We start from the raw sequence: 13,822 nt of genomic DNA, 5'->3' as shown, positions 1-13,822 counted from the left end.
CATGAAACGTCTCGACATTTTGCTGATTGGCGCCAGCCAGGCCATGACCGACCTGGCGCTGGAACTTGAACAACACGGTCACTCATTACAGCGCAGCGGCGTTGCGGCATCGACGGTGGATCTGATCATCGACGATGGCTTCATTGGCGCTGGTGACTTCTGCGCGATCCCGCACCTGCATCTGCGTCTGGGGGTTGGCGCGCCGAGCCTTGCCGGTTTGCCATCGCTCGATTTGCTGTGCTTCCTCGGCTCGTCACTGATCAGCCGCGTGCCGATTGCCGATGAGCCGTCCGGCAACGGTCAGGCCCTGCGGCAAAGGGTGCTGACGCAGGTGGTGGACGAAGTGGCGTTGCTGGTCAGCCGCGTCTCGCGCGATGCGGAATATCTTCAGCGGGCCGTATCTGTGCCTGCGCCGGATTTCGAGCGGATGGAAAACCTGCTGTTTCTCGACAGCCTGGCGTACGTCCATCGCCTCAATGACACGGCCAATCCGGCGCTGCTGAAGCAGGCGCAGCTCCCAGTGATCGAGCGCCTGCAACAGAGCCTGATCCGGCATGCCGAACGACCGGCGCTGCACCTCGCCGAACAGTCGATCAGCTATCGCCAACTGCACGCCCACAGCCGCGCGATCCAACAGCGCTTGCTGCCATTGATCGAGCAACATCCGCAACCGTGGGTGGTGGGCATCTGCCTGCCGAAAAGCCCGGCGCTGTTCGCCTCGATTCTGGCAATCCTCGGCAGCGGCGCGGTGTATCTGCCGCTGGAACCGAGCCATCCATTGCAGCGCCAGCAATACATTTTGCAAAACGCCGGTGCAGTGCTGTTGCTGCATGATGGCGTGCATCCACTGAGCGCAACAATGGCGGGGCTGGATGTCAGTTGTATCGACAGCGCCGAGGCAGATCTCAGCCACCCGCTGATGCGCCGCCGCCCTGAACTCGACGCACCGTGCATGGCGCTCTACACCTCGGGCACCACCGGGCATCCGAAGGGTGTTTTGCTCAGTCAGGCCAATCTTGCGCACTTCACCGTGTGGTATGCCGATTACGTGCAGTTGCAGGCAGAAAGTCGAGTCTTGCAGTTCTCGTCGCTGAGCTTCGATTCGTCGCTGATCGACATCTTCCCGACCCTGCTCGAAGGCGCCGAACTGGTGGTGCCCGACGACACGCAACGGCGCGATCCGCTGCAACTGGTCGCGCTGATCCGCCGACGGCAACTGACCCACGCATTCCTGCCGCCAGCGCTGTTGAGCATCCTGCCGCTGGAGCAGTTGGAGGGTGTGCAAGTGATGACCGGCGGCGATGTCTGCGAGCCATTCGTCATCGAGCAACTGACCCGTCAGGGCACGCTGCACAACCTTTACGGACCGACCGAAGCCACGGTGCTGATCACCGCACGCCTGCTCAAACCCGGCGACAGCAACCGCAGCCTCGGTGCGCCGATCGCCAACAGCCAGGTGCTGATTCTCGATGATGATTTGCAACCGGTACCACAGAACACCGTCGGCGAATTGTTCATCGTCGGCCCCGGCGTCTGCCTCGGTTATCTGAACAATCCACAGCAGACCGCCGAGCGTTATCTGACCTTGAATCTGCCGGACGGGCAGACGCTGCGCGCCTACCGCAGCGGCGACATGGCCAAATGGGGCGAGCACGGAATCGAGCTGTGCGGACGGCGCGACAATCAAGTGAAGATCCGTGGTTTTCGGGTCGAGCCGGAAGAGATCGAACGCTGCCTGCGCGAGAGCCAGTTGTACCGGCAAATCGCAGTAGTAATCGACACTCAGCGACGGATTCTGGCGTTCCTCGCCCAGCCGCAATCGGACACCGCGCGCGAAGCACTGAAGGCCCACGCGCGCCAGTTTCTGCCCGACTACATGCAACCCGTGGCGTGGACTGAGCTGTCGAGCATGCCATTCGCCAGCAACGGCAAGGTCGACCGCAAAGCGCTGCTGGACCTGCCGGTGAGCGTGCAGGGCAGCGGGCCGAAATGCCTGCCGGCGAATGCTGATGAAGCACTGCTGCTGGAGATCTGGGCGGAGTTGCTGGAGCTGCCGAACAGCGATATTTCCACCGATGAAAGTTTCTTCAATCTGGGTGGTCACTCGATTTTGCTGTCGCGGATGTTGCTGCGTTTGCGTGAGGAATTCGGTCGCAGCATTTCGATCAATCGCTTCATCGAACTGCCGACCATCATCAAACTGGCAACGCTGGTGCGCGGCACCGATGACAACGCGGTGCTCAGCGCCCAGGCCATGGCCGACGCCGAACGTGCGCTGGACATCGAACCGCTGCCGATCAGCCGCATGGGCAATGTGCACAAGGTCATCGTCACCGGCGCCAACAGCTTTGTCGGCGTGCACATCGTCGAGGCACTGCTCGGTTGGGGCGCCAGCGAGGTGGCGTGTCTGGTGCGTGATGGCGACGGGAAAACAGCGGCGCAGCGCTTTGCCGATTCGCTGCGGGAAAACCGTCTGGAACATCTGGATCTGAGTCGTGTGCGGGTTTACGCGGCAGATATTTCGCGCCCGCAACTGGGCCTGAACGACGAAGATTATCAGCGCCTCGATCGCGAGTTCGGTGCGCTGGTGCACAACGCTGCCAACGTTAATCACGTACTCGATTACGAGTCACTGGCAGCGGACAACGTCGAGCCGGTTTTCGCCCTGCTGCGCCTGTGCGAAGGGCAGCGCAAAAAGGTCTTCAATTTTGTCTCGACGCTGTCGGCTTCAAGCACGGTCGATGATGCGGGACGGGTGCTGGAACTGCCCGCCGCGCTGACGCCACCGATCTACATTCGCAACGGCTACAACCTGTCGAAATGGGTCGGCGAGCGCATCCTCGAACGGGCGCGGGAACGCGGCGTACGGGTCAATCTGTATCGCCCCGGCAATATCAGTTTCAACAGCCTGAGCGGTGTTTGTCAGCCGCACAAAAACCGTTTGATGCTGATGCTCAAGGGCTCGATCCAGCTCGGTCAGGTGCCGGCCTTCGCGCTGAACTTCGACCTGATGCCGGTGGACTTTCTCGCCCGTTTCATCGCCTTCCACGCCAGCCGTTATTCACCCGAGCGGGCGGTGTTCAACCTGCACAACCCCGAGCCGCTGAGCTGGGACGCCTACGTCGCTTCGTTCCGTGAAACCGGCAGCGAATTCGCGCTGGTCAGCGTCGCCGACTGGCAACAGCAATTGGCTCGGGTCGACGCCGATAACGCGCTGTTCGGCGTGCTCGGTTTCTACCTCAACGGCTTTGAAGAAGACATCGGCGACATCTCGTTGATCGGCCACGCCAACGCTGAAGCCGGCGTGCAGCAGATGGGCGCGCACTACCCGCAGAAATCCCCAGCGCTGCTACGTCGCGGCTGCGACTACCTGAAACAAATCAACTTCATCTGAAGCAATAAAAAGGAGCAACACCATGAGCAATCTGCAACCCGATACCCTGATCAAAAACCCGCACGGCTGCCACGTTGTCTCTTCGGTAGAAGTGCCGGCGGACGCCGCGCAAGTCTGGGCGCTGGTCGGCAACTTCGGCGGTTTCGACCGTTTCATTCCGGCGCTGTCGCACATCGAATTGACCGGTGAGGGCGTGTCCTCACTGCGCAAGAAATGCTTCAAGGATGGCAACGTGGTGGTCGAGCAACTCAACTCCCGCGATGAGCACGCGCGGAGCATGACCTGGACAACGATTTACAACACCTTGGGGGTGGCGAATCTGTGGGCGGCGATGAATGTGGAAGCGCTGGGCGCAGGCAAGTCCCGCGCGACGTGGACGATCATTGCCGAGCCGGCCTCGGGCGGCGAAGAGGCACTGCCGGGGTTCAAGGATTTTGTGCAGGGGTTTGCGGATGATGCGATGGGGAATGTGCTGAGGCTGTTTGTTTAAGGCTTCGGCTTTGCGGTGAATGCACCACCGCTTTCGCGAGCAGGCTCGCTCCCACAGGGAAATGCATTCCAAATGTGGGAGCGAGCCTGCTCGCGAAGAACGATAACGCGGTCTGACTTGAGGTCAGATCTTGAAGCTGTCGACCAATTGCTTCAGGCGGTTGGCCTGCTGCGACAACGCATCACAATCCTTCAATGTTTCATTGAGGTTGGCCACGCTCTGCTGGTTCAGCAGGTTGATCTGGTTAACGTCGACGTTGAGAGTTTCCACCACGGCGGTCTGCTCTTCAGTGGCCGCTGCCACCGACTGGTTCATACCGTCGATTTCGCCGATGCGCTGGGTCACGCTGACCAGACGCAAACCGGCCTGGTTGGCCACTTCCACGCTCTGCTCGCTGGAGGCCTGACTGGCATTCATCGTGGTCACCGCTTCACGCGAACCGACCTGCAGGGAAGTGATCATCTTGTGGATCTCTTCCGCCGATTCCTGGGTGCGATGGGCGAGGTTACGCACCTCATCCGCCACCACGGCAAAACCACGTCCGGCTTCACCGGCACGCGCTGCTTCGATCGCGGCGTTGAGCGCCAACAGGTTGGTCTGCTGCGAAATGCCTTTGATCACATCGAGGATGTGGCCGATGTTGTCCGTGCTGGCGTTCAGGGTTTCGATCTGGGTGCACGACAGGCTGATCTTCTGCGACAGTTCAGTCATCGCCAGAATCGTCTGCTCGACCACCTGACGACCGTCATCGGCCTGCTCGCTGGCACCACTGGCATGCTGCGAAGCATCGGCGGCGTTGCGCGCAATTTCCTGCGTAGCGGCACCCAGCTCGTTGATCGCCGCGGCGACGCTGTTGGTGCGTGCACTTTGCTCGTCAGAGCCGACGATCGAGGCATTGGACGAAGCCATCACCCGTTGCGACAGGTCATGCACATGGCGAGTCGCCGAGGAGACTTCGGAAATCGAGGCGTGAATCCGCTCAACGAACTGGTTGAACGCGCTGCCCAATTCACCGAACTCGTCTTTGCTTTCCACAACCAGACGGCGAGTCAGGTCGCCTTCACCCTGAGCAATGTCCTGCATCGCGCGGCCCATGGTGGTCAGCGGACGCATCAACACGTTAATCAACAGGCTCAGCAGCAGCGCAATGGCGGCCACCGCAACGAACATTGCGATCAGTGCCGAAGTACGGAATTGGCTGAGTGCGGCGTAGGCTTTATCACGATCAATCGACAGACCGATGTACCACTGCGCATTCGGCAGATCGCTGACCGGGGTGAACGACAGAATGCGTTCCTGGCCGTTGAGCACCACGTTCTGGTTGCCCTTCTCGATGCGCACGCTGGTGTTCGGGTAGATGTCTTTCAGGTTTTTCATGACCTGATCTTTGTCCGGGCTGACGATCACCTGACCGTCGGCGCTGACCAGGAACGCGTGGCCGAGGCCACCGAAGTCCACCGAGTTGATGATCTTCACCAGGGTTTCCAGGCTCAGGTCACCACCGACCACGCCGAGCAGCTCGCCGTTCTTTTTCACCGGCATGGCGATGGTCACTACCAGGCCACCGACAGCGGCCATGTAGGGCGGCGTCAGCATGGTTTTGTCAGCCACAACGGCTTGCTTGTACCAAGGGCGCTGACGCGGGTCGTAGCCGTCCGGCATCTTCGCGTCAGGGCGCTGGGTGAACACACCGTTGGCCTGACCGACGTAGGTGAACTGGAAATTCGAGGTGAAGGCCGGTTGATCGACCAGACCCGGGAAGTCGGCGTCCTTGCCCTGATGGGCAACGTTCTGCGCGAGGTTTTCCAGCACCAGAATCCGCCCGCTCATCCAGTTCTGCACGCTGCTGGCGGTCAGATCACCGGCCTGCTGCACGGAGGACTGAAGGTTCTGACGAATGGTGTTTCGCTGCAGATAGTCGTTGTAGAGGGTGAACAGCGCGAACGCCAGGACCACGACGCCCGAGGCGGCCAACAGGATTTTATGGCTGAACTTGAGATTCATTTCATGGGACTTCTTATGCCAAAAGTGGGGATGCGTTCCGGATGCAACATTCCATGTACAGCGCAGGCAGCGTTCTTCTGGCCGCTCTACTTTGGTGCACGCATGTCTCACCAGTCTGTCGGCACGTGTCGGAGAAATCTTAGGGCTGAGTGGGAAATGGATGGCATTTCTGCCGGATTCCCGCCGAACGGCGCGCCAGAGCGTTCTGCCCGATGTTTTTCAGTGCTGATGTTCGGGTGACAGTTGCAAATTTCGTAACCCTTGATGACAATGCGAGTAATTATCATTTGTGACGTTCGCGTTCATGTCCTCACCCGAGTTTGCAGTACAGACGCTTTACAGTAGTCATCACGGCTGGCTTAACGCGTGGTTGCGCGCCCGTTTGGGCAACGCGGCGGATGCGGCGGATCTGGCCCAGGATACTTTCGTACGCCTGTTGCAACGCACCGAACGCCTCGAACTCAAAGCACCTCGCGCCTTTCTGCGCACCATCGCGCGTGGTCTGGTGATTGATCATTGGCGTCGCGAGGAAATCGAACGCGCCTATCTGGAAACCATCGCGCATCTACCCGAAGCCGAAACGCCAAGCGCCGAAGCCCGCGCACTGGTGATCGAATTGCTGGAAAGCATCGCGCGGATGCTTGAAGGACTGAAGCCGAAAGTGCGTCAGGCGTTTCTGCTGGCGCAGTGCGAAGGTTTGACCCACAAGCAGATCGCCGAACAGATGGGCCTGTCGTTGCGCTCGGTCGAACGTTACATCGCCGACGCGCTGTATCACTGCTACGTGCTGCGGTACGAAAACTGATGCCTGTGGATAATCTTTCTCTTGGCCGTCGCACCGAGCCGCAGCAGCAGGTGGTCAAACAGGCCATTCACTGGCTGTTGCGCCTGCGCAACAATCATGGCAATCCGCGCCTGAACCGCCAGTGTGAACAGTGGCGCGCCGAACATCATGAGCATGAACTGGCCTGGCAACGGGTGCAGTCGCTGCAAGCCGAATTGAGCAATAACCTGCGTGCGGTGCCTGGTGCGCAAGTGGCGTTCAACACTCTGGAAAACAGTGCTCAGGGTTTGGGCCGGCGACAGGCCTTGAAATTGCTGTCCGGCGCTTTGCTGACGGGCTCCGCTGCATGGCTGGCCAAGGACACTGCGGCATGGCAACAGTGGAGCGCCGATTACGCTACGGCGACGGGCGAGCGGCGCGGCTTCCAGTTGCCGGATGGCACGCGGATCGAACTCAACACCGCGAGTGCAGTGGATCTGGATTACACCGCGCAGCGGCGGCTGATCAAACTGACGCGCGGCGAGATCATCGTCACCTGTGGCGGCGCTGATCAGGGGGCGTCGTCTGATCGGCCGTTGCGGATACAAAACCGTCACGGCACTTACGAACCTTTCGACGCCCGATTCATCCTGCGTCAGGAACAGGATTGCACTCGGCTCAGCGTCACCCATGGTCAGGTTGCGATCCGTTCCGGCAGCACTTCGGTACAAGCACTGGCGGGTCAAAGTTATCTGATCGATCACCATCGGGTTCGCCCGGCGCCGCCGCTGGCTATGGATGCCGGCGCCTGGGTCGACGGCTTGATCGTCACGCGCAACATGCGTCTGGGCGACTTTATCGCTGAAGTCGGGCGTTATCGTCAGGGCTTTCTGAACTGCGCGGCGGAGGTGGCGAGATCTGCGCTTGTCCGGGGTATTCCGCCTGGAAGACACCGACAAGCTGTTGGCCATCCTGCCGCAGACGTTGCCAGTGCAATTGCGCTATCGCACGCGCTGGTGGGTGACGCTGGAGCGCGTCGCCTGAAATTATTTTGGCGGGTTTTTGCTGCAGGTCCGGCTTAGTCAGTAAGCACTTCAATTCAAGCGTTTGCGACTTCCTACGGAAACCTACAATGACTGTCCGCGCCACCTGTAAGAACACTCTGAATTTAAATGCCGAATCGGGCCTGCTGCGCCACGCCGTTCGGGCAGCGCTTTTTTCCACGGCGCTGGGCGTTAGTGTGATGCCCGGTTTGAGCATGGCGGATAATCCGGCGGCCAGTGAAGTCAGCCATCGCTACAACATTGCCGCGGGTCCGCTGGGAGAGTCGCTGAATCAGTTTGCCCGTCAGGCCGGCATCACGTTGTCGATGACTCCGCAGCAAACTCAAGGCCGGCAATCGCCAGGCGTTCAGGGCGATTATTCGACCGATCAGGCGCTGAGCCATTTGCTCGGCGGCTCCGGCCTGGAAGCGGTCAGCCAGGACGGCAGCAGTTACATCCTGCGTCCGCTCGCTGAATCCGAAGCACTGGCCCTGCCAACCACCGATATCAAAGGTTTCGCCCTCGGTAACGCATTGGGCAGTATGGACGGCTACAACGCCACTCACAGCCAGATCGCCACCAAGACCAGTACTGCGCTACTGGAAACCTCGCAAAGTGTGTCCGTGGTCACTCGCGAGCAAATGGATGACCAGGGCTCGCAGACTGTCTCGCAGACAATGCGCTACACCCCAAGCGTGCTGACCAACCCGTACGGCGCGACTCACCGCTATGACTATGTGGCGATGCGCGGTTTCAACGACGGCTCGGTGGACAACATCTACCTCGACGGCCTCAAGTCGATGGGCGACAGCGGCACTTACAGCACCATGCAGGTCGATCCGTATTTCCTTGAGCGCGTGGACATTCTCAAGGGCCCGTCGTCGGTGCTGTACGGCCGCAGTTCGCCAGGCGGACTGGTGGCGCTGACCAGCAAGAAACCGTTGTACGAGGCTTACCATCAGGTTCAAGCGACGGTCGGCACTCAGGGCCAGCGCGGGGTCGGTTTTGACTTCAGCGGCCCGGTCGATGACGACAAGCGTATTGCCTATCGTCTGATCGGCTTAACGGATCAGTCCGACACGCAGTTCGACCACAACAAGGAAAAGCGCTTCGCCCTCGCACCGACCCTCAGTATCGATTTCAGTGAAGACACTTCACTGACGCTGCAGGCTTATCTGCAACACGATCCGGATGGCGGTTACCACGGTGGCGTACCGGCGGACGGCACAATTGATCAGCGCAACGGCAACCGCATCTCGCCGCACTTCTTCGAAGGCGAGCCGGGCGTCGATGGCTATTCGCGTGATCAGCAATCGTTCGGTTATCAGTTTGAACATCGCTTCAACGATGTCTTCACCGCAAGGCAGAATTTCCGTTACCTCGATTCCAAAGTAAACATGGATCAGGTCTACGCCTATGGCTGGACCTCGCCGACCAGCAACGAGTTGAACCGCTACTACACTGGCGGTGATGAGCGCCTGCATGCGTTCATCGTCGACAACATGCTCCAGGCCGAATTTTTTACTGGTGCGACCAAACACACGGTGCTGATGGGCGCGGATTATCAGCGGCGTAAAACCGTGGTCGACTGGACCAGTGGCGGACTCGCGCCGATCAACGCGTTCAATCCGGTGTATGGCAACTCGGCGATCAACATGTATGGCGAGACCAGCTACCTGCGGCGCCTGGAGCAGACCGGGGTTTACCTGCAAGACCTGATCGAGATGGACAAGTGGCGTTTCTCGCTGGGTCTGCGCCAGGACTGGGTCGAGACGTCGGATGAAAACCGTATCGCTGAAGCCGGACGTCCGGTCGGCACGGAAATCAATGACCGACGCACCAAACTCACTGGCCGGGCCGGTGCGTTGTACCTGTTCGATAACGGCTTGGCGCCGTACATCAGCTACTCCGAATCGTTTAACCCGAACTCCTATGCCGACAGCGCCGGTAATCCGTTGGCACCTACCGATGGCACGCAGTGGGAAGTCGGTTTGAAGTATCAGCCGCCGGGTACTGACAACTTGTTCACCGCGTCGCTGTTCCGCATCGATCAGGAGAACCTGGCGACCAAACTGCCGCAGGAAAACTTCTATCGCGCGGTCGGTGCTGTGCGCTCCCAAGGTCTGGAACTGGAAGCGCACATGCAGTTGACCGACAACCTCAAAGTCCTCGGCAGCTACACCTTCACCGATATCGAATACTCGAAGTCGATGGTCAGTACGTTGAGCACGCCAACCGACGTGATCGAAAACAAAGGCAACTCACCAACGCAGGCGCCGCGGCATATGGCGTCGTTATGGGCGGACTACAAATTCGACAGTGCCGCACTCGATGGCCTGCGCCTGGGCGGCGGTGTGCGGTATGTCGGCTATAGCTGGGCGGATGCGGAGAACACCATGAAGGTGCCCTCCTACACGTTGTTTGATGCCTCGATTGGTTATGACTTGGGCAAGGTCGGTCTGAAGGGCGTCGACGTGCGTCTGAATGCGAACAATCTGACCAACGAATCCTACGTCGCCTCCTGCGCCAGTCTGAACTTCTGCTACATGGGCGAAGAGCGCAACGTGGCGGCGACGGTCAGCTACCAGTTCTAGGCCTTTGTCCTGTGCATAAAAAAGCCAGCCCCTGATGTTTCAGGGGCTGGCTTTGTCGTTTCTGTGGGGAAATTCTCATGCGTGCGTTTTTGGTGTTGTTGCACCGTTATATCGGCTTGGCCACGGCAGTGTTTTTGCTGCTGGCAGGTATTACCGGGAGCATTCTGGCGTTCAATCATGAATTGGATGAATGGTTGAACCCGGAATTTTATGCGGCGTCTGCCGTAGGCGAGCGGCTGCCACCCGGTGATTTGGTTGATGCCGTGCAGGCTGCGCATCCGCAGTTGCAGGTCTGGTACATGGAGTATCCGGATGAGTCGGGGCATACGGCGTTGCTCGCTGCGGTCGCGCGTAATGATCCGGCGACCGGCAAACCATTTGCTGAGCGTAATCAGGTGTTCTATCTGGATCCGGTAAATGCTGAGCAAAAGGGCCAGCGCTACTGGGGTGAGTGCTGTTTTCAGCGGGAGAGTTTTGTCCCGTTCATTTTGGAGTTTCATTACAACCTGACGCTGCCGGGGAACTGGGGATTGTTGTTGATGGGCTTGGTTGCGATTGCCTGGGTGATCGATTGTTTCATTGCGCTTTGGCTGACATTGCCGCGTGGAAAGCCGTTCTGGAAGAAGTGGTCAACTGCCTGGAAAGTGAAGGGCGGCCATGCCTATCGGCTGAATTTCGACCTGCATCGCGCCGGGGGTTTATGGCTATGGTTGTTGCTGCTGCCGATCGCGGTCAGCAGCGTCGCCATGAACTTGCCGAGTCAGGTATTCAAACCAGCGGTTTCGTTGTTTTCGCCGATTGAACCGAGCGTCTATGAGGCACGAGGACGAATGCCTCCCGCAGACTTGGGGGTGACGCGATTGAGTTATCAACAGGCATACGAGAGGGCATTACAGGAGGGGAAAAGGCTAGGGCTGACAGCGGCGATCGGAGAGTTGTATTACAGCTTTGAATACAACTTTTACGGCGCAGGATTTGGACAACACGACACAGAAGCTCATGGCAAATCCTGGTTGTTCTTTCATGGTACGGACGGGCGCTTGTTAGGCCAGGAGATTGCAGGGCAGGGAACGTTGGGAGAGCAGTTTTATCGGCTGCAATTGCCGATACATGGTGGGCGGATCATTGGCGTTACAGGGCAAGTCATGATCGCGGTGTTAGGTCTGTTGATTGCAGGGTTGTCAGGGACTGGCGTCTACATCTGGTGGCGTAAATGGCAGGCTCGACGTATCAGCAAGGCACGCAAAGCGGTTTGATCGCTGATGTTGCCTGGCCCTGAAATGACAAAACCCCTGTCTGCGTAAGCAGACAGGGGTTTCGGAATTCAATCTTGACGATGACCTACTCTCACATGGGGAAACCCCACACTACCATCGGCGATGCATCGTTTCACTGCTGAGTTCGGGATGGGATCAGGTGGTTCCAACGCTCTATGGTCGTCAAGAAATTCTGTATCTGGCCCGTCAACACGGTAACAAGCCAGCAAAAACGGATGTTTCTACTAAAACAAAACCCCTGACTGCGTTAGCAGACAGGGGTTTTGGAATTTAATCTTGACGATGACCTACTCTCACATGGGGAAACCCCACACTACCATCGGCGATGCATCGTTTCACTGCTGAGTTCGGGATGGGATCAGGTGGTTCCAACGCTCTATGGTCGTCAAGAAATTCGGGTACTGAGTCGTGGCCTTGTGGCCTCGCTTCAGCAAATTGGGTATGTGACAGCTTTCGGTGTTTTTTGTGAGATTCGAACTTTCGGTTCGTTTCGTCTTCACACACCGCAACTTGGCCTTTCGACACAAATTGCTTGGGTGTTATATGGTCAAGCCTCACGGGCAATTAGTATTGGTTAGCTCAACGCCTCACAGCGCTTACACACCCAACCTATCAACGTCGTAGTCTTCGACGGCCCTTCAGGGAACTCAAGGTTCCAGTGAGATCTCATCTTGAGGCAAGTTTCCCGCTTAGATGCTTTCAGCGGTTATCTTTCCCGAACATAGCTACCCGGCAATGCCACTGGCGTGACAACCGGAACACCAGAGGTTCGTCCACTCCGGTCCTCTCGTACTAGGAGCAGCCCCTCTCAAATCTCAAACGTCCACGGCAGATAGGGACCGAACTGTCTCACGACGTTCTAAACCCAGCTCGCGTACCACTTTAAATGGCGAACAGCCATACCCTTGGGACCGGCTTCAGCCCCAGGATGTGATGAGCCGACATCGAGGTGCCAAACACCGCCGTCGATATGAACTCTTGGGCGGTATCAGCCTGTTATCCCCGGAGTACCTTTTATCCGTTGAGCGATGGCCCTTCCATACAGAACCACCGGATCACTAAGACCTACTTTCGTACCTGCTCGACGTGTCTGTCTCGCAGTCAAGCGCGCTTTTGCCTTTATACTCTACGACCGATTTCCGACCGGTCTGAGCGCACCTTCGTACTCCTCCGTTACTCTTTAGGAGGAGACCGCCCCAGTCAAACTACCCACCATACACTGTCCTCGATCCGGATAACGGACCTGAGTTAGAACCTCAAAGTTGCCAGGGTGGTATTTCAAGGATGGCTCCACGCGAACTGGCGTTCACGCTTCAAAGCCTCCCACCTATCCTACACAAGCAAATTCAAAGTCCAGTGCAAAGCTATAGTAAAGGTTCACGGGGTCTTTCCGTCTAGCCGCGGATACACTGCATCTTCACAGCGATTTCAATTTCACTGAGTCTCGGGTGGAGACAGCGCCGCCATCGTTACGCCATTCGTGCAGGTCGGAACTTACCCGACAAGGAATTTCGCTACCTTAGGACCGTTATAGTTACGGCCGCCGTTTACCGGGGCTTCGATCAAGAGCTTCGCGTTAGCTAACCCCATCAATTAACCTTCCGGCACCGGGCAGGCGTCACACCCTATACGTCCACTTTCGTGTTTGCAGAGTGCTGTGTTTTTAATAAACAGTCGCAGCGGCCTGGTATCTTCGACCGGCATGAGCTTACGGAGCAAGTCCTTCACCCTCACCGGCGCACCTTCTCCCGAAGTTACGGTGCCATTTTGCCTAGTTCCTTCACCCGAGTTCTCTCAAGCGCCTTGGTATTCTCTACCCAACCACCTGTGTCGGTTTGGGGTACGGTTCCTGGTTACCTGAAGCTTAGAAGCTTTTCTTGGAAGCATGGCATCAACCACTTCGTGTTCTAAAAGAACACTCGTCATCAGCTCTCGGCCTTAGAATCCCGGATTTACCTAAGATTCCAGCCTACCACCTTAAACTTGGACAACCAACGCCAAGCTGGCCTAGCCTTCTCCGTCCCTCCATCGCAATAACCAGAAGTACAGGAATATTAACCTGTTTTCCATCGACTACGCTTTTCAGCCTCGCCTTAGGGACCGACTAACCCTGCGTCGATTAACGTTGCGCAGGAAACCTTGGTCTTTCGGCGTGGGTGTTTTTCACACCCATTGTCGTTACTCATGTCAGCATTCGCACTTCTGATACCTCCAGCAAGCTTCTCAACTCACCTTCACAGGCTTACAGAACGCTCCT

General features: G+C 58.0%; 6 protein-coding genes, 3 rRNA genes and 1 pseudogene (1 of these 10 cut by a window edge). 6 read left to right on the top strand and 4 right to left on the bottom strand.

Features of this window, described 5'->3' with window-relative positions; genetic code table 11:
- Nucleotide 1: 1 nt before the first annotated feature.
- The gene (locus tag AB4N44_RS18040) at nucleotides 2–3,394 is read left to right on the top strand and encodes a non-ribosomal peptide synthetase (RefSeq protein ID WP_460158118.1); all 3,393 of its coding nucleotides are present in this window, start codon (nucleotides 2–4) and stop codon (nucleotides 3,392–3,394) included.
- A gap of 22 nt (nucleotides 3,395–3,416) precedes the next feature.
- On the top strand, nucleotides 3,417–3,884 hold the full coding sequence (locus tag AB4N44_RS18035) for an SRPBCC family protein (RefSeq protein ID WP_127925356.1): 468 nt from the start codon (nucleotides 3,417–3,419) through the stop codon (nucleotides 3,882–3,884).
- 123 nt (nucleotides 3,885–4,007) lie between these two features.
- On the opposite strand, the gene AB4N44_RS18030 is transcribed toward AB4N44_RS18035, so the two are convergent.
- Complete coding sequence (locus AB4N44_RS18030) at nucleotides 4,008–5,888, bottom strand: methyl-accepting chemotaxis protein (RefSeq protein ID WP_122597676.1); 1,881 nt, start codon at nucleotides 5,886–5,888, stop codon at nucleotides 4,008–4,010.
- Nucleotides 5,889–6,192: 304 nt separating this feature from the next.
- On the opposite strand from AB4N44_RS18030, the gene AB4N44_RS18025 reads away from it, so the two are divergent.
- The 4 genes and pseudogenes from AB4N44_RS18025 to AB4N44_RS18010 all read left to right on the top strand — a co-directional run bounded on the left by AB4N44_RS18025 (nucleotide 6,193) and on the right by AB4N44_RS18010 (nucleotide 11,544).
- Nucleotides 6,193–6,693, top strand: a complete 501-nt coding sequence (locus tag AB4N44_RS18025; RefSeq protein WP_316917405.1) for a sigma-70 family RNA polymerase sigma factor — start codon at nucleotides 6,193–6,195, stop codon at nucleotides 6,691–6,693.
- Nucleotides 6,693–7,695, top strand: a pseudogene (locus AB4N44_RS18020) (FecR domain-containing protein). The gene AB4N44_RS18025 and the pseudogene AB4N44_RS18020 overlap by 1 nt, the downstream one beginning before the upstream one ends.
- Nucleotides 7,696–7,783: 88 nt before the next feature.
- Nucleotides 7,784–10,288, top strand: a complete 2,505-nt coding sequence (locus tag AB4N44_RS18015) for a TonB-dependent siderophore receptor (protein ID WP_460108187.1) — start codon at nucleotides 7,784–7,786, stop codon at nucleotides 10,286–10,288.
- Nucleotides 10,289–10,365: 77 nt separating this feature from the next.
- Complete coding sequence (locus tag AB4N44_RS18010; protein ID WP_127925352.1) at nucleotides 10,366–11,544, top strand: PepSY-associated TM helix domain-containing protein; 1,179 nt, start codon at nucleotides 10,366–10,368, stop codon at nucleotides 11,542–11,544.
- Nucleotides 11,545–11,616: 72 nt separating this feature from the next.
- On the opposite strand, the gene rrf (AB4N44_RS18005) is transcribed toward AB4N44_RS18010, so the two are convergent.
- From rrf (AB4N44_RS18005) to AB4N44_RS17995, 3 genes are all read right to left on the bottom strand, one after another.
- Nucleotides 11,617–11,732 (bottom strand): 5S ribosomal RNA (gene rrf / locus AB4N44_RS18005).
- 107 nt (nucleotides 11,733–11,839) lie between these two features.
- Nucleotides 11,840–11,955, bottom strand: a 5S ribosomal RNA gene (gene rrf, locus AB4N44_RS18000).
- 153 nt (nucleotides 11,956–12,108) lie between these two features.
- Nucleotides 12,109–13,822, bottom strand: a 23S ribosomal RNA gene (locus AB4N44_RS17995) (it continues 1,180 nt past the right edge of the window).

The organism is Pseudomonas sp. S3_C06 (assembly GCF_054667675.1).
The sequence above is the reverse complement of the archived record's forward strand: the minus strand, read 5'-3'. Positions and strand labels throughout refer to the sequence as shown.